The sequence below is a fragment of the Micromonospora sp. WMMB235 genome (assembly GCF_001855515.1).
Classification (GTDB): domain Bacteria; phylum Actinomycetota; class Actinomycetes; order Mycobacteriales; family Micromonosporaceae; genus Micromonospora; species Micromonospora aurantiaca.
In genome coordinates, this window is the sequence record NZ_MDRX01000001.1 from 4481019 (window position 1) to 4497533 (window position 16515).

A 16515-nucleotide genomic window follows, 5' to 3' on the forward strand; every position below is an offset into this window, starting at 1 on the left:
CGGCGGTGGGCAGGTGAGGGAGGGGCGTCGTGCACCGGCACCCGACACGACGCTCCTCCCCGCCGCAGGCCGCGGCACCCGGGCAGGCCGGAGCACCCGCGTCGTCGTACCCGGCGGATAGGGTCGGGCCGTGACCGAACCCGCGCAGCTCACCCACGTCGACCCGGCCGGTGCGGCCCGGATGGTCGACGTCTCCGCCAAGCCGGTCTCGGGCCGGCTCGCGGTCGCCGCCGGCCGCCTCCGCACCACTGCCGAGGTGGTGGAGTTGCTGCGCCGCGACGGCCTGCCCAAGGGCGACGCGCTCGCCGTCGGCCGGCTCGCCGGCATCATGGGCGCCAAGCGCACGCCCGACCTGATCCCGCTCTGCCACCCGATCGCGTTGCACGGCGTCACAGTCGACCTCGACCTCACCGCCGACACGGTGGAGATCACCGCCACCGCGAAGACCGCCGACCGCACGGGCGTGGAGATGGAGGCGCTGACCGCCGTGGCGGTCGCCGGGCTCGCCCTGGTCGACATGGTGAAGGCGGTCGACCCGGCCGCCTCGGTGGACGCCGTCCGGGTGCTCCGCAAGGAGGGCGGCAAGACCGGCGAGTGGGTCCGGCCGGAGGACCGGCCGTGATCCGGGCCCGGGTGATCGTGGCGTCCAACCGGGCTGCCGCCGGGGTGTACGAGGACACCAGCGGCCCGCTGCTCGTGACCGGGCTGCGCGAGCTGGGCTGCGAGGTCGACGCTCCGGTGGTGGTGCCCGACGGCGAACCGGTCGGCGACGCCCTGCGTGCCGCCCGCGCAGACGGCGTCGACGTGGTGCTGACCAGCGGTGGCACCGGCATCACCCCGACCGACCGCACGCCCGACGTGACGCGCGCGCTGCTCGACTACGAGATCCCCGGCATCGCCGAGGCGATTCGCGCGCACAGCCGCGACACCGTGCCGACGGCTGCGTTGTCCCGCGGGCTGGCCGGGGTGACCGGCCGGACGCTCGTGGTCAACCTGCCCGGCTCACGCGGTGGCGCCCGGGACGGTCTGGCGGTGCTCGGCCCGATCCTGCGGCACGCCGTCGACCAGCTTCGCGGCGGCGACCACTGAACCCGCGCGGCACGTGCCCCGGCGTTAGGCTCGCCGGATGAGCACGGAAACCGAAGCCGCCGCGGCCGAGGCCGGCACGCCACCACCGGCCGGGTGGGAGGAGGCCCGCTCCCGGGTGTACGCGGTGGGCCTGTCCGCCGCGCTCCCCGCGGTCGCCCGTCCGCTGGCCGAGGCCGACGGGCACACCCTGGCCGAGCCGCTGACCACGCGCACCGACCTGCCGGCGTTCCCCACCTCCAGCGTGGACGGCTGGGCGGTGCGCGGCGCGGGGCCGTGGCGGGTGGTCGGGCGGGTGCTCGCCGGGCAGACCGCGCCTCCGCTGGAGGCCGACGGCAGCACGGTGGAGATCGCCACCGGCGCGATGGTTCCCGAGGGCACGACGGCGATCCTGCGGATCGAGGAGTCGACGCGTACCGCGGACGGCCTGGTGTCCGGCACGCCCCGCCCGGCGCCGGAGTGGCGGGAGCCGGGCGAGGAGGCGCACCTCGGGGAGGTACTGCTGCCCGCCGGCACGCCCGTGGACCCGGCGGTGATCGGCCTGGCCGCCTCCTGCGGGCACGACACGCTGCGGGTCCGCCGCCCACCCCGGGCCGCGCTCCTGGTCTTCGGCGACGAACTGCTCACCTCCGGTCCGCCCGGCGCCGGGCGGGTCCGTGACGCGCTCGGTCCGTCGGTGCCGGCCTGGCTGCGCCGCTACGGCTGCCAGGTGCGCGCGGCCGACGTGGTCGGCCCGGTCGCCGACACGCTGCCCGCGCACGTGGCGGCGCTGCGGGGCGCGCTCGCCAACGCCGACCTGGTCTGCACCACCGGCGGCACCATGCACGGTCCGGTCGACCATCTGCACCCGACGCTGGAGGCGCTCGGCGCCGACTACGTGGTGAACACCGTGGCGGTGCGCCCGGGTTTCCCGATGCTGCTCGCCCGGCTGGTGGACGGCGACGGGCGGGTGCGGTTCGTGGCCGGTCTGCCCGGCAACCCGCAGTCGGCCGTGGTGGCGCTCGTGTCGCTCGTCGCGCCCCTGCTCGCCGGTCTCACCGGCCGGCAGATGCCGGTACTGCCGCACGTGACACTGGCCGAGCCGATTCCCGGGCGCGGCGACTACACCCATCTGGCGCTGGCCCGCTGGGACCGCGTCGCCGGCACCGCGTACCCGGTGCGGCACGTCGGCTCGGCGATGCTGCGTGGGCTGGCCGGCGCGGACGGGTTCGCGATGATCCGGCCCGGCACCAGCGGCGCGGCCGGCGACCGGGTGCCGCTGGTGCCGCTGCCACTGACCCCCGGGGAGCGATTCGGGTGAGCGCGACGAACGAGCCGACGGGAGACGTCGTGACAGTGGAAGCAGGCGTGGTGCTCGGCGCGGTGACCGACCGGCCGCTCGACCTGGCCGCGCACGAGGCGGCGGTCGCCGACCGCCGTGCCGGCGCGGTGGTGTCCTTCCAGGGCGTGGTCCGCGACCACGACCACGGGCGGGCGGTCACCCGGCTGGAGTACGAGGGCCACCCCACCGCCGAGGCGGTACTGCGCGAGGTGGCGGCCGAGGTGGCGGCCGACCCGCAGGTGTACGCGGTGGCGGTGTCGCACCGGATCGGCCCGCTGGAGATCGGTGACGTGGCACTGGTGGCGGCGGTCAGCACGGCGCACCGCGCGGCCGCGTTCGCCGCCTGCGCCCGGCTGGTCGACGAGGTGAAGGCGCGGCTGCCGATCTGGAAGCGGCAGGTCTTCGACGACGGCACCGAGGAATGGGTGAACTGCCCCTGAGGGCTCAGCGCCGGGCGGCGAGCGCGGCGGTGCGGCCCAGCCGCTCGTGGTAGAACGCCGGCTCGGCGCCGGGACGCCACGGCAGCGCCGCGACGAGCACGATCAGCGCGATGGCCAGGGAGTTCTCCATCAGCGCGCCGAACAGGCCGTCCTGGTAGTGGGACACCTCGGGGAGCTGGTGCTCGTACGGCCAGATCGGTGAGATCAGGAACAGCAGGTAGAGCCCGAGCGCGCCGACGCCGTGGCGGAGCCCGGTCAGCGTCGGGTACCAGATCGGCGGGCGCAGTGCCGGCACACCGTTGGCCGAGGGACCGCCGGTGCCGCGCGGGGGCAGGCCGCGGCTGGCTTCGCGGCGGCGTACCGCGGCGTCGGCCAGCACGATGATCGCCGGGATGACCCAGATCAGGTGGTGCGACCAGGAGATCGGGCTGATCACGTTGGCGGTGAGCCCGACCAGCGTGAACGCGGTCAGCTCGTCGCCGTCGGCGCGGGCGCTCATCGCCCGGGACAGGCCCAGCGCCAGGATGAGCACCGAGAACGCCAGCCAGAGCAGGCCGGGCGTCTCGATCGAGTCGTAGAGGCGCGCCAGCAGACCGGCGAGGGACTGGTTGGCGGTCATGTCCGCCGCGCCGACCCGCTCGGTCTGCCAGAGCACGTCGGCGAAGTACGCGCGGGACTCCTCACCGAGCACACCGAACGTAGCGATGGTCACGCCGATGGCGGTGCCGACAGCGGTGAGCGCGGCCCGCCACTGCCGGGTGAGCATCAGATAGGCCACGAACAGCGCCGGGGTGAGCTTGACCGCTGTGGCGAGCCCGATGCCCACACCGGCCCAGGCGCCGCTGTAGACGAACCGGGCCAGCGGCGAATCGGCCGTCTCGTAGTGGGTGCCCCGCTTGGCCCGCCAGCGCAGGCCCACCATGTCCGCCATGATCAGCGCGAACAGCAGCAGGTTGACCTGCCCGTAGCCGAGCGTCTCCCGGGACGGCTCGATGGCGACTGCGAGCGGGGTGGCGATGCCGACGGTGAACCAGAGCGGCCAGCCGAGCCGGTCCACGATGGGGCGTAGCAGCGCCGCGAGGACGACGGCGAGCGCGCCGATGCTGGCGAGCGCGTTGACGAAGCCGGCGCCGTCGACCGGCAGCCACGACATCGGCAGCATGACCAGGGCGGCGAACGGGGGGTAGGTGAAGCCCAGCGTGGTCGAGGGCGCGACGAAGTCGTACAGCTCGTTGCCGCCGGCCCACCACAGCACCGCGCCGTGGTAGATCTTCATGTCGAAGAAGTTGTACGGCCGTCCGAAGGCGCCGATGGCGAGCCACGCGGCGTACGACACGGCGGCGACGACGCCGAGACGCACCACGATCCGGCGGTCGACGCGGGAGGTCGGGGCGAGGCGGTTGGTCCGTCTACCGACTGTCGTCGGCATGGCGTGGCCACCCCCGTACCAAGGTCGTCGTACCCGTCCAGGTCCAGAACGGAGCCTAGAACGGCGCCTCACGTTGCTGCCTCCCGCGTTACGCGACCGTGTCCGATCCCACACGTGTTTTTGACATTTCCACCGCGTTAACGGGTCTCGGACGGTTCAGGTGATTGGTGGCCTTGCGGGGGGTGGTAGGCCGTACAGAGTGCCTGGTCAGCCAGGCATGCGGCGGGCGGTCGCCGCGGAGCGTACGGCGATCTTCGTCTCGCGGCGTGCCGTGCGGACCGCGCGCTTGACCGACCGGCGAGAGTGGTCGATCCGGTGGCCGGCGCGCCAGCGCAGCCCCGGCTTGCCCTCGGTGTCGGCGGCGGCGAGGAGGAGGCCACCGAGCAGGCCGAGGTTCTTCAGGAAGTGGATCTGGTTGTTGTTGCGCGCGGCCGGGTCGTCGTTGTTCCAGAAGGCGTGGCCGGCGGCGGTGGTCGGGAGGAGCGTGCCCGCGAGCACCAGCGCGGCCGGACGGGTGAACCGGCCGGTGGCGAGCATCAGGCCGCCGACCAGCTGGGTGGCGGCGTTGGCCCGGATCAGCGAGACCGTGTCGGTGGGGATGCGGGGGTGCACGTTCTGGATCAGCGGGGCGACCTTCCCGGTGACCGGTTCCGCGGCCTGCACCAGGCGTTCCGGGTTGCGCAGGTTGCGGGCGCCGCTGACCACGAAGATGCCGCTCAACATGACTCGGGCGAGGGAGCGCACGGGCTTCATGGCTCAGTCTTACCCCGTCGGGGGCGTCGTCATCCCCGCAACACACGAAAGGTATCGGCCGACGTGGACGTCCGAACGGTATCGATTTCAGCGACCGTCGCGGATGGACCGGTTGCGTTCGGTAAGGTCGCGCGGGTGACGACGCTGCGACTGCGCCCCGAGGGCCCCGCCGACGAGGCGCCGGTGGCCCGGGTGCTGGCCGCCGCCTTCGCCCGCCCCGACGTGGCCACCCCACCGGAGGTCGGCCTGGTCGAGGAGCTGCGGCACAGCCCGGCGTGGATCCCGGAGCTGGCCATGGTCGCCGAGTACGGCGGCGAGGTGGTGGCGTACGCGCTGCTCACGCGCGTCGGCGTACGCACCGAACGCGGCACCTGGCCGGCGCTGGCCCTGGGTCCGGTGGCGGTGGCGCGGCACCGGCAGCGGCTGGGGCACGGCACGGCGGCGGTGCAGGCGGCACTGGACGCCGCGACCGAGCTGGGCGAGCGGCTGGTGGTGGTGCTGGGCGACCCGGCCTACTACCGGCGGTTCGGGTTCGGCCCGGCGGACCGGCTGGGCCTGACCAGTCCCTGGTCCGGGCTGGGGGAGCCGTGGCAGGCGCTGGTGCTGCCGCCGTCGGCGAGCGGAGAGCCGTCACCGCCGTCCGGCGAGGTGGTCTTCCCGCCACCGTGGTCGCGGGTCTGAGCGGTCCGGATCGCGGCCGAGCGGCCTGAGACCGCGCGGCCCGAGCGGCCTGAGCCGTCAGGCGGGCTGGGTACGCAGGTAGCGGCCGAAGTGCGGCACTGTGAACGCCACAGTCCCCCGCTCGCCGGAGTAGATCAGCCCCTTCTTGATCAGCGCATCACGCGCCGGGGAGAGGCTGGCCGGTTTGCGGCCGAGCGCGCGGGCGATCTCGGCGGTCGGCACCGCCGCGTCCATGTCGTCCCGGCCGCCCTCCTCGCCGTCCACCAGCGCCAGCGTGGCCATCGCGCGCATGTACTCGCGTTCGGCAGGCGTGGCCCGCTCGAACCGGGAGCCGAAGAACCCCACCGCCAGTTCGGCCTCCGCCTCGGGCGCGGCGACCCGGACGTCCGCCGCGGTGATCGGGGAGCGGGGTGCGTGGTCCCAGGTGGCCTTCCCGTACGCCTGGACGAAGTAGGGATAGCCACCCGACTTCTCGTAGAGCAGGTCGAGCGCTTTCTGCTCGTACTCGACCTCCTCCCGCTCGGCCGGCGCGCAGAGCGCCTGGTCGGCGGCGATCCGGTCGAGCCGGTCGATGCGCTGGTAGCGGTAGAGCCGCTCGGAGTACGACTTGGCGGCGCTGAGCACGGCCGGCAGGTGCGGCAGGCCCGCGCCCACGACGATGAGCGGCGCGCCGAGCTGGGACAGCTCGTGGCAGGCGGCGCAGAGCGCGGAGACGTCCTCGGCGCCGACGTCCTGCATCTCGTCGATGAAGATCGCGATGCCGGTGCCGACGTCGGTGGCGACCGCCGCCGCGTCGCTGAGCAGTTCGACCAGGTCGATCTCGATGTCGCCGGAGTCGGCGCGCCCGCTGCTCGCCGGTACGTCGATGCCGGGCTGCCAGCGGTCGCGCAGCTTGGGTGCCGCGCCGCCCCGCCCGGTGGGGGTGGAGCGTTGCGCGAACGCCTTGAGGACGCCGAGGAACGCGTCGATCCGGTCCGGGGCGCGGTGCCGGGGCGCCAGTTCGCGGACGGCCATGTGCAGCGCGGCGGCGATCGGGCGGCGCAGCGACTGGTCCGGCCGGGCCTCGATCTTGCCGGTGCCCCAGAGGTGGTTGATCGCCTCGGAGCGCAGCGTGTTGAGCAGGACCGTCTTGCCGACTCCCCGCAGGCCGGTGAGCATCAGGCTGCGTTCGGGGCGACCGCGGGCGATCCGTTCCAGCACCACGTCGAAGACGTCCAGTTCCCGCCCCCGCCCGGCGAGTTCGGGCGGGCGCTGGCCGGCGCCCGGTGCGTACGGGTTGCGGACCGGATCCACGAATCGCACAGTATCGGGTTCTCTAGCGACCAGGCTAGATGCGCATAGAGGCGGCTACCGCGTGTCGGCCTCGATGCAAAACTAGGGCTGTCTAGCATCCACGCTAGACAGCCCTAGTTTTGGTTACCGACAGGCGGACAGGGTCAGCGGCGCTTCAGGCAGAGCACGAAGTCGAGCGTGTCCAGCTCACTGTCGAAGAAGTACCAGTCGGTGTAACCGGCCACCTTCCCGCACTTCGCCTCCGCGTCCTTCTTGCCGCTCGTCGCGCCGTCGATGCGGCGCAGCACCTCGTACGTCTTCGGGGCGCAGTCGGCGATCACCAGCTTCGGCTGGCCGCCGCCACCTTCGTTGGCGACGCACTGGCCCGCCTTGACGAAACGCGGATCGGTCGACGAGGCCGGGGCCGCCGTCGTGGGCGTCGTGTCGGCCGGTTCGCTCGGCGGCGCGGCCTCGCCGGTCGGATCCGCGGCCGGCTCGGTGGCAGCTGTCGTGCCGCCGGTCGGGCTCTGCTCGTCCCGGCCCAGCATCCAGTACGCTCCGGCGCCGCCCAGCAGCAGCACGGCCAGCACGATCACCACCACCAGCAGCGGGCCCTTCCCGCGCTTCGGCGGCGTCGGCTCGGCGTACGGCGGCTGCCCGCCGCCGTACGGCGGCCCGGCATAGGGGTCACCCGGGTGGCCCTGCTGCGGCGGCCCGGGTGACCAGGCCGGTCCCGGCTCGTAGCGCTGCGTCGGCGGCCCGTACTGATCGGCCGGCGGGCCGTAGCGGTCGCCGGAACCGTACTGCTGGGCGGGCGGGCCGTACCGGTCGGCGGGGCCGTACTGCTGGGTCGGCGGGCCGTACTGCGGGTCGGGCTGCGGGGCGTAACGCGGGTCGCCCGGCGGGGCGTAGCGGGGATCGGGCTGCGGGGCGTAGCCGTCGTCGGGCCGTCCCCAGGGCTCGGGAGAGCCGCCGCCCGGTGGACCGAAGTTCGACATGAACGCCTCCTGCGTACGCCAGTGCTGAGAGGCCGGCCACCAACTGGGGACGCCGACGCCGTGGTCACCGTAGCGTGGTCCCACGATGAGCTCACGCCCCACGAGTGCGACGAACGTTGTCGATTCCGCGACGCCGCCGGCCCGCACCGCGCTGATCTGGACCGCACTCGTGCTGGTCTACCTGCTCTGGGGCTCGACCTACCTGGGCATCCGGGTCGCTGTCGAGTCCCTGCCGCCACTGATCTCCGCGGCGATGCGGTTCGCCGCCGCCGCGGTGGTGCTCGCCGTGGTGCTGCGCCTGCGACGTGGACCCGGCGCGTTGCGGGTGCCCGCACGCCGCGTCGGCTCCGCCGCGCTCGTCGGTGTGCTGCTGCTCGCCGGCGGCAACGGCCTGGTGGTGCTCGCCGAGTCCGGCCCGGCCGGGACCGCCGTACCGTCCGGGGTGGCGGCGCTGCTCGTCGCCACCGTGCCGCTGCTCGTGGTCCTGCTGCGGACGGCAGGTGGGGACCGGCCGCGACCGTGGACGTTCCTCGGAGTGGCACTCGGCTTCGCCGGCCTCGTCCTGCTCGTGCTGCCCCGCGACGGGGTGGACGGCGTGCCGGTGGCAGGCGCGCTGACAGTGGTCGCCGCGGCGGCGAGCTGGTCGGTCGGCTCGTACCTGTCCGGGAAGATCCGGATGCCCGCCGACCCGTTCGTGGCCACCGTCTACGAGATGGTCGCCGGCGCTGCGGTGCTCGCGCTCGTCGGCGTGGCCCGAGGTGAGCTGCGCGGCTTCTCCTTCGCGGACGTGACCGGACGGTCCTGGGCGGCGATGGCCTACCTGATGGTGGCCGGTTCGCTGGTCGCCTTCACCGCGTACGTCTGGCTGCTCGCCCACGCGCCGATCTCGCTGGTCTCCACGTACGCGTACGTGAACCCGGTGGTCGCGGTGGCACTCGGCGCCTTGTTCGTCGCGGAACCGATCACCTCGCAGGTGCTGATGGGCGGTGCGGTCATCGTGGTCGGCGTGGCGGTGGTGGTGAGCACCGAGCGTCCCCGCCGGTCCCCGCCACCAGCCGTCGACGGGACGGCCGGGGAGCCGGCCGGGCGGTAGCGTCCCGGCCCGTGTCGGCGCTGCTGGTGACGGGGATCGCGCTGCTGGGCGCGGCGGCCGGGTGGGCGGCGGTCCCGGCCGGGCGGTCCTTCGTTCCCGACACCGGCGGCCGGGTCCGAACTCCGAACCGGAGTGTGCTCGCCCTCGTCGGCGCCGTGGTGTTCGGCGGGCTCGCCGCCGCCCGGGGCGCCGATCCGGCGCTGGCCGCGCTGCTGCCGGTCGCCGCCACCGGGTTGGTCCTCGTGGTCACCGACCTGACCGCGCTGCGGCTGCCCGACCCGCTCGTCGGCCTGGTCGCGCTCGGCGGCGGGCTCGGACCGGCCGCTGCCACAGCGACGACCGGCGAACCGCGCCACCTGGCCGTCGCGGTGGCCGGGGCCACGCTCTCCTTCATCGGGTACGCGCTGCTGGCGCTGCTGCCCCGCGCCCGGCTCGGCTTCGGCGACGTGAAGCTCGCCGCCGCGCTCGGGCTGCCGCTGGGCTGGCTCGGCTGGCCGGCGCTGCGGCTCTGGCTGCTCCTGCCGCACGTGCTCGCCGGAGTCACGGTGCTGGTCCTGCTCGCCGCCGGCCGGATACGCCGGGACACGCCGGTGCCGTTCGGCCCGGCGCTGCTCGGCGGCGCGTGGCTCGCCGCCGTCCTCGGCTGACCTGCGCGCTCGGCCCGGGCGCCGCAGGCGGTCAGATCAGACGGAGCTGGTGGTCCTTCGGACGGCGGGGCTCGGTCGCGTCCAGACGCTCGAACAGCGCCGGGTCGATCACGTCGAGGAACGGCGACGGGCGGGTGTCGCGTTCCGCACCGTGCCGGGCGCGGCGGCCCGCGTGGCTCACGTAGAGCCGGTCCTGTGCCCGGGTCAGCCCGACGAAGAACAGCCGGCGCTCCTCGGCCACCGCGTCGTCGTCCGGCTCGGATCCGGGCCAGCGCAGCGGCAGCAGCCCGTCCTCGGCGCCGACCAGGAACACCACCGGGAACTCCAGACCCTTCGCGGCGTGCAGCGTGAGCAGCGTGACCGCCTCGGCGCGCGGGTCGAGCGCGTCCACCTCCGCGCCGGTGGCGAGCTGGTTGAGGAACAGGTCGAGGTCGTCGCCGCAGCGTCGGGCCAGCGGGGTGAGCAGGTCCACCGCCGTGCGGACGTCCTCGGGGCGTACCGCGCCGGAACCGTCGAGCGTGGGCACGGCGAAGCGCTCGGCCAGGATCTGCCCGGCCTGCCGCACCCGGGCCGCGAGCGAACCGTCCAGACCGGCGTGGCGCAGCTCGCGGGCGATTGCGGGCACGCCGGGACGGTCGCGCAGCCGGTCGTGCGAGCGCTTCTGCACCGGGATGTTCGCCCGGGCCAGCGCGTCCACGATCGGTGCGGCCTGCGCGTCGGTCCGGTAGAGCACCGCGATGTCGGAGAAGGACAGCGAGGTGGTCCGCCCGTCGATCCGACCCGAGTCGAGCGAGCGGTGGGACAGGCCGCCGACCAGCTCGTCCACGGTACGGACCACGAAGTCGGCCTCGTCGTAGGCGGAACTCGCCGCGTACCGGCCGACCAGCGGCGCCTCCGGGTCGAGCCGGGCCGGGTCGAGACGCCGGCCGCGCACCAGCGACGACGGCGCGATGGCCTGTACGGCGGCGGCCAGGATCGGCGCCGAGGAGCGGTAGTTGCGGTTCAGCCGGACCAGCCGCGCGTCGGTGAAGTCCTGCGAGAACCGCAGGAAGTAGCCCACGTCGGCGCCCCGGAACGAGTAGATCGCCTGGTCCGGGTCACCGATCGCGCACAGGTTGCCGTCCGGCGGGCTGAGCAGCCGCAGCAGCTCGTACTGCACCGCGTCGACGTCCTGGTACTCGTCGACGAAGATCCACTTCCACCGCTCGCGGTACTCGCGGACCAGCTTCCGGTCACCCTTCAGCAGGGCCACCGGCAGCGTCAGCAGCTCGTCCAGGTCGACCAGGTCCCGCTTGCGCAGCAGTGCCACGTACCGCTCGTCGTCGTCACCGGCCTCGGCGCGCGCCGCCGCCCGGTCCGCCTCGTCGGCGATCCGGAAGTCCGCCGGCAGCCCGGCCGCCGTCGCGTTCTCCCGCAGCACGGTCAGGCCGAGCGAGTGGAACGTACCCACCGTGACGTCCTCGGCGACCGGGCCGAGCAGCCCGTCCAGCCGGTGCCGCAGCTCCTCGGCCGCCCGCCGGGTGAACGTGATCGCCAGGCACTGATCGGGGAAGACGTTCAGCTCCGCGCACAGGTACGCGATCCGGTGGGTGAGCGTGCGGGTCTTGCCGGTGCCCGGACCGGCCACGATCAGCAGCGGGCCACCCGGCGCCGACGCGGCCACCCGCTGCATCGCGTCCAGCCGGTCCAGCAGGCCGGTGCCGACCTCCTCCATCCCGGCGAGCATCGGCTCGAACGGCTCGTGCGGAGACGGCGGCGGCGCGATCGGGGGCGCTGGCGTCGGCGTCCGCTTCGGTTCCGGCCGGGCCGCCGCCGGGCGCTTGGCCTTCGGTTTCGGCGCCGACTCCGCCGGCCGCCGCTGCGCGGGCACCGGTACGTCGAACAGCGTCTCCTGCCCGGCCCGGGCACCCCCGGCGCCCAGTTCCGCCGGGTCGAACAGCGTGATCACGCCGTACTCCCCGTCGTAGCCCGGCACCCGGCGCACGTCGCCGCGGCGCAGCCGGCCGATGCCCTCCGCGAGCAGCTCGCCGCCGACGCGGCCGATCTCCTCGATCGGGGTACGCGTGAGGATCTCCAGCTCCGGTCCGAGCGCGGCGATCAGCTCGTTGAGCTTGCCCTCGACCTTCTTCGACCGCGCGCCGACCCGGTTCAGCTCGCCCAGGATCTCGGCCAGCGGCACCAGATGGGTCACCTCGCGGGCGTGCGCCGGCCGGTGCCCCGCCGCGCGGTCCGCCAGCTCCTCGACCCGGCTGAGTACGCCCACAGTCAGCGGCTTGCCGCACTCCGGGCAGCGTCCGCCCGCCTCGCGGGTCCGCTCCGGGGACCAGTTCACGCCGCACAGCCGGTGCCCGTCGGCGTGGTACTTGCCCTCCTCCGGGAAGAACTCGACGGTGCCCGCGAGCCCGTCGCCGGTCCGCAACGCCTCGCGGATGGCGAAGTAGTCGCGGGCGGCGGTGAGGACCGTGGCCTCCCGGGCCAGCGCGGGCGGCGAGTGCGCGTCCGAGTTCGACACCAGCTGGTAGCGGTCCAGGCTGCCGACCCGCCAGTTCATCTCCGGGTCGGACGACAGGCCGGTTTCCACCGCGAAGATGTGCTCGGCCAGGTCGGCGTAGCAGTCGGCGATCGCGTCGAAGCCGGACTTCGAGCCGAGCGCGGAGAACCAGGGCGTCCAGATGTGCGCGGGCACCAGGTAGCCGTCCGGGCTCGCCTCCAGCGTGATCTCCAGCAGGTCGCGGGAGTCCAGCCCGAGGATCGGCCGGCCGTCCGAGCCGAGGTTGCCGATCCGGCCCAGCGCGGTGTTGAACCGGGCCACCGCGTCCAGGTCCGGCAGGTAGATCAGGTGGTGCACCTTGCGCGTCCGGTCGTCGCGCTTGTAGATCGTGGAGATCTCCACGCTCAGCATGTACCGGACCGGGTCGGCCTCCGCCTCACTGGCCAGCCGGGGCGGCAGCCGCCGGGCGACGTCCCGTTCCGCCTCGGGTGAGAGCCGGTACAGGCCCGGCTCGGCCGGGTGCAGCGTCTCGCGCAGGTGGTCGTACCAGGCGGGATGGGTGAAGTCGCCGGTGCCGAGCACGCCGATGCCCTTGCGCCGGGCCCACCAGGCCAGGTTCGGCAGGGTCAGGTCGCGGCTGCACGCGCGGGAGTACTTCGAGTGGATGTGCAGATCCGCGACGTACGGCGGGAGGCCACCGGGGGGTGCGGCGCTGAACGGAGGCACGCCGCATCCTGTCACGTCCGGTCCCCCGCCCGCCCGTCGCCACGCGTACGGGTGACCTGAGCAATGCGGTGCTGGACTCGGCGGCCCATGCACGCTATTGAGCGCGCAGCTCGACGAGCGTCACCTGGGGAGGCGCGCCCACCCGCACCGGCGGGCCCCAGAAGCCGGCGCCGTTCGTGACGTAGACCTTCGTGCCGTCGACCTCGCCGAGACCGGAGACCACCGGCTGTTCGAGCTTCACCGCCAGGTTGAACGGCACCATCTGGCCGCCGTGCGTGTGCCCGGAGAGCTGGAGGTCGACGCCGAACTTCGCCGCCTCCTGCGCGGCCACCGGCTGGTGCGCCAGCAACACCACCGGCCGGCTCGGGTCGCGGTCGCCGAGAGCGGCGGCGTAGTCGGCGGGCGCGGCCACCCCGGTGCCGGCGGCGCTCACGTCGTTCACCCCGGCGAGGTCCAGCACGCCGCCCCGGGCCTGGATCTCCTGCCGCTCGTTCTGGAGCACGCGCAGGCCGAGCCGGTCGACCTCGCGGACCCACTCCTCGACGCCCGAGTAGTACTCGTGGTTGCCGGTCACGAAGAAGCTCCCGTACCGGGACCGCAGGTCGCGCAGCGGCTCGGCGGCCTCGCCCAGTTCGGCCACCGTGCCGTCGACCAGGTCACCGACCACGGCGACCAGGTCGGCGTCCATCCGATTGATCATCGCGACGATCCGCTCGGTGTGCGCCCGGCCGCGCAACGGCCCGATGTGGATGTCGGAGACGGTGGCGATACGCAGTCCGTCCATGCTGCGGGGCAGCTTGGCCAGCGGGATCTGCACCCGGTCGAGCTGCGGCGGACCCATCGCGGTGCGGACGCCGTAGCCGGTGACACCGGCGGCGGTGAGCCCGGCGAAGATCGCCGCCCCGCGCGCGAGCAGCAGCCGCCGGGAGGGGTCGTGGTCCGGCGCGTGGGTGCCGGCCGGCGGCGCGTCGGTGGGGTCGACCGGCGGCGGCGTCGGACCGTCCGCCGTCGCCGCGCCCACGAGCGCGGGCTCGGGCTCCGGGCCGGCGGCGACCGCCGAGCGGGCCCGCCGACGCAGCACGAGCCGGACCACAGCGGTCGGCACCTCCAGCACAAGCAGCAGCACCAGCAGGTAGAACATGAGCGCGACCCAGAGGTAGCCGGGCCAGGCCAGCCAGTACCAGCCGTTGCGCGTGCCGGCCATGGTCACCGGCACGAGCACCGCCAGCGCCGCGATCGTCACGCCACCGGCCCGGCGCCACCGCCCGGGGCGCGTGGTGTCCCGGACCAGCCGCTTCCACAGGTAGAAGTGGATCAGGCCGATCACGAGCACGACGAAGCCCAGGAATGTCGCCATGGCCAGCACGTGTGCCCCCCTCAGCCGCCCGCGAAGGGCGGCAGCACGTCCACCGTCACCCCGGCCGGCAACAGTGCCCGTCGATCATGACAGGCCACGCCGTCGACCAGGAAACTCGCCGCCTTCAGCACCACCGCGAGGCGTTCGCCGTGCCGGGCGGCCAGGTCATCGAGGAGTTCGTCCAGGGACCGGCCGGCGGATGCGGTCTCCTCGGATCGTCCCGCGGCCGCGCGGGCCCCGGCGAAGTAGCGGACCGTGAGCTCCACCCTCAGCCTCCGATCGCCGACATCGAGCGCGCGGGCTGGAGGAACGTCGGGTCGTCGATGCCGTGCCCGGCCCGCTTGGCCCACATCGCGGCGCGCCAGCGGCGAGCCAGCTCCTCGTCGTCCGCGCCGTCGCGCAACGCGCCGCGCAGGTCCGACTCCTCGGTGGCGAACAGGCAGTTGCGCACCTGGCCGTCGGCGGTGAGCCGGGTGCGGTCGCAGTCGCCGCAGAACGGCCGGGTCACGCTGGCGATCACCCCGACCCGGGCCGGCCCGCCGTCCACCAGCCACGTCTCGGCCGGTGCCGCACCGCGCTCGGACGGGTCCGGCGTCAGCGCGAACGCGGCGTGCAGGGAGGCCAGGATCTCGTCGGCGGTGACCATGGTCGAGCGGTCCCAGCCGTGCTGGGCGTCGAGCGGCATCTGCTCGATGAACCGCAGCTCGTAGCCGTGCGCGAGCGCGAACCGGAGCAGCGCGGGCGCCTCGTCGTCGTTCGTGCCGCGCATGAGCACCGAGTTGATCTTCACTGGGGTCAGCCCGGCTTCCGCGGCCCCGGCCAGCCCGGCGAGCACGTCGGCGAGCCGGTCGCGGCGGGTCAGCGCGGTGAACCGGTCCCGGTCCAGCGTGTCGAGGGAGACGTTGACGCGATCCAGCCCGGCGGCACGCAGCGCCGGCGCCATGCGGGCCAGACCGATGCCGTTCGTGGTCAGCGAGATGCGCGGCCGGGGCGTGAGCGCGGCGACCGCGGCCACGATGCCCGGCAGGCCCGGCCTGATCAGCGGCTCGCCGCCGGTGAAGCGCACCTCGGTGATGCCGAGCCGGGAGACCGCGACACCCACCAGCCGGATGATCTCGTCGTCGGTGAGCAGCTGCGGATTGGCCAGCCAGGGCAGGCCCTCCGCCGGCATGCAGTAGGTGCAGCGCAGGTTGCACTTGTCGGTGAGCGAGACCCGTAGGTCCCGGGCGACACGGCCGTACCGGTCGGCGAGGACGCCGTCGGCCGTCCGGGGGGCGCTCATCCCTCGACCGTAGCGCGGTCGGGCCCCCGGAGGGCGGCACGGGCGGTGGAGCGGACCGCGTCCGCGTACGCCGCGCCGAAGATCGCGGTGTGCACGAGCAGCAGATGCAACTGGTGCAGCGGTACACGTTCCCGCCACCCGTCGGCGAGCGGCCACGCCTCCCGGTAGGCGGCCGTGATCCGGTCCAGGTGCGGCGGACCGCCGAACAGCGCGAGCTGGGCCAGGTCGGTCTCGCGGTGGCCGCCGTGCGCGGCCGGGTCGACCAGCCAGACCCGGCCGTCGGCGCCCCAGAGCAGGTTGCCGGGCCAGAGATCGCCGTGCAGCCGGGCCGGCTGCTCGTCACCGCCGAACTCGCCGATCCGCTCGACGACCTGCTCGACGAGCGCCGCCCCGGCGCCGTCGAGCGCGCCGCCGTCGACCGACATGCGCAGGTAGGGCAGCAGGCGGCGCCGGGCGAACCAGTCCGGCCAGGGACCGGGGTCGGGCGTGTTGTCCTGCGGCAGCGCGCCGATGAACCCCGGCCAGTCCGCGCCGAACGCGGGCGCCCCGGCGCGGTGCAGCCCGGCCAGATCGCGGCCGAACGCCTCCGCGGCCTCCGGCGTCGGCTCGCCGGGCTCCACCCAGTCGAGCGCCAGCAGGTCGGGCAACGCGACGAGCACATCCGGTACGGGCACCGGGCCGGCCTCGCGCAGCCAGCGCAGCCCGGCCGCCTCGGCGGCGAAGAAGCCCTCCGGCAGCGGACGCGCCGCCCGTTCCGGCCAGGTCTTGGCGAACACCGAGTGCCCGTCGTCGAGAGTGAGCCGGGAGGCGGCGCAGATGTCACCGCCGGAGACCGGGGTCTCCCGGATCCGCTGGTGGGTCAGGAAGGTCGGCAGGTGCTCCGGGTGTGCCCGCAGGTACGCCAGGTCCATGTGCGCAAGGTAGCGGTTACCCCGGACA

General features: G+C 74.3%; 16 protein-coding genes. 7 read left to right on the forward strand and 9 right to left on the reverse strand.

From position 1 onward, the window contains the following. Positions 1–130 precede the first annotated feature (130 nt). From moaC to BFV98_RS19670, 4 genes are read left to right on the forward strand one after another with little or no spacing between them, the layout of a single operon-like run. Positions 131–622, forward strand: a complete 492-nt coding sequence (gene moaC / locus BFV98_RS19655) for a cyclic pyranopterin monophosphate synthase MoaC (protein WP_013289345.1) — start codon at positions 131–133, stop codon at positions 620–622. Beyond that, a complete protein-coding gene (locus BFV98_RS19660; RefSeq protein WP_013477514.1) occupies positions 619–1089 on the forward strand; it encodes a molybdenum cofactor biosynthesis protein B in 471 nt (156 codons plus the stop codon). The genes moaC and BFV98_RS19660 overlap by 4 nt, the downstream gene beginning before the upstream one ends. 37 nt (positions 1090–1126) lie before the next feature. After that, complete coding sequence (locus tag BFV98_RS19665; protein ID WP_071097366.1) at positions 1127–2386, forward strand: molybdopterin molybdotransferase MoeA; 1260 nt, start codon at positions 1127–1129, stop codon at positions 2384–2386. 35 nt (positions 2387–2421) lie between these two features. Then, the gene (locus BFV98_RS19670) at positions 2422–2847 is read left to right on the forward strand and encodes a molybdenum cofactor biosynthesis protein MoaE (protein WP_176921779.1); all 426 of its coding nucleotides are present in this window, start codon (positions 2422–2424) and stop codon (positions 2845–2847) included. Between the two features lie 4 nt (positions 2848–2851). On the opposite strand, the gene BFV98_RS19675 is transcribed toward BFV98_RS19670, so the two are convergent. Both BFV98_RS19675 and BFV98_RS19680 read right to left on the reverse strand, forming a co-directional pair. After that, entirely contained in the window at positions 2852–4276 is a 1425-nt protein-coding gene (locus BFV98_RS19675; protein WP_013289341.1) for a glycosyltransferase 87 family protein, read from the reverse strand. Between the two features lie 207 nt (positions 4277–4483). After that, positions 4484–5029: a DoxX family protein gene (locus BFV98_RS19680; RefSeq protein WP_071097367.1), complete on the reverse strand. Its 546-nt coding sequence runs from the start codon at positions 5027–5029 to the stop codon at positions 4484–4486. A 135-nt stretch (positions 5030–5164) separates the two neighbouring features. Here BFV98_RS19680 and BFV98_RS19685 point away from each other — a divergent pair, with 135 nt between their 5' ends. Continuing rightward, positions 5165–5710 (forward strand): GNAT family N-acetyltransferase, encoded by a 546-nt coding sequence (locus tag BFV98_RS19685; RefSeq protein ID WP_013289339.1) that lies wholly within the window; start codon positions 5165–5167, stop codon positions 5708–5710. A 57-nt stretch (positions 5711–5767) separates the two neighbouring features. Here the strand turns inward: BFV98_RS19685 and BFV98_RS19690 are convergent, their stop codons facing one another. Next, positions 5768–7003 (reverse strand): ATP-binding protein, encoded by a 1236-nt coding sequence (locus BFV98_RS19690; protein ID WP_041784376.1) that lies wholly within the window; start codon positions 7001–7003, stop codon positions 5768–5770. Positions 7004–7146: 143 nt separating this feature from the next. After that, positions 7147–7980: a hypothetical protein gene (locus BFV98_RS19695; RefSeq protein ID WP_030269511.1), complete on the reverse strand. Its 834-nt coding sequence runs from the start codon at positions 7978–7980 to the stop codon at positions 7147–7149. 85 nt (positions 7981–8065) lie between these two features. Between BFV98_RS19695 and BFV98_RS19700 the strand changes: the two genes are divergently transcribed. Both BFV98_RS19700 and BFV98_RS19705 read left to right on the forward strand, forming a co-directional pair. After that, positions 8066–9073, forward strand: a complete 1008-nt coding sequence (locus BFV98_RS19700) for an EamA family transporter (protein WP_232236626.1) — start codon at positions 8066–8068, stop codon at positions 9071–9073. A gap of 11 nt (positions 9074–9084) precedes the next feature. After that, the gene (locus BFV98_RS19705) at positions 9085–9720 is read left to right on the forward strand and encodes an A24 family peptidase (RefSeq protein WP_071097369.1); all 636 of its coding nucleotides are present in this window, start codon (positions 9085–9087) and stop codon (positions 9718–9720) included. Between the two features lie 31 nt (positions 9721–9751). Here the strand turns inward: BFV98_RS19705 and BFV98_RS19710 are convergent, their stop codons facing one another. From BFV98_RS19710 to BFV98_RS19730, 5 genes are all read right to left on the reverse strand, one after another. Further along, positions 9752–12937 carry a UvrD-helicase domain-containing protein gene (locus BFV98_RS19710; RefSeq protein WP_071097371.1) on the reverse strand — a complete coding sequence of 1062 codons (3186 nt, stop codon included), beginning with the start codon at positions 12935–12937 and terminating at the stop codon, positions 9752–9754. Positions 12938–13031: 94 nt separating this feature from the next. Beyond that, on the reverse strand, positions 13032–14294 hold the full coding sequence (locus BFV98_RS19715) for a metallophosphoesterase (RefSeq protein ID WP_369830067.1): 1263 nt from the start codon (positions 14292–14294) through the stop codon (positions 13032–13034). Positions 14295–14314: 20 nt separating this feature from the next. Then, complete coding sequence (locus BFV98_RS19720; protein WP_013289332.1) at positions 14315–14560, reverse strand: MoaD/ThiS family protein; 246 nt, start codon at positions 14558–14560, stop codon at positions 14315–14317. A gap of 2 nt (positions 14561–14562) precedes the next feature. Then, positions 14563–15576, reverse strand: a complete 1014-nt coding sequence (gene moaA / locus BFV98_RS19725; protein ID WP_013477506.1) for a GTP 3',8-cyclase MoaA — start codon at positions 15574–15576, stop codon at positions 14563–14565. Next, positions 15573–16487, reverse strand: coding sequence for a fructosamine kinase family protein (locus BFV98_RS19730; protein ID WP_013477505.1), 915 nt, complete (start codon positions 16485–16487; stop codon positions 15573–15575). Before BFV98_RS19730 ends, moaA begins: the two co-directional genes overlap by 4 nt. Positions 16488–16515 lie beyond the last annotated feature (28 nt).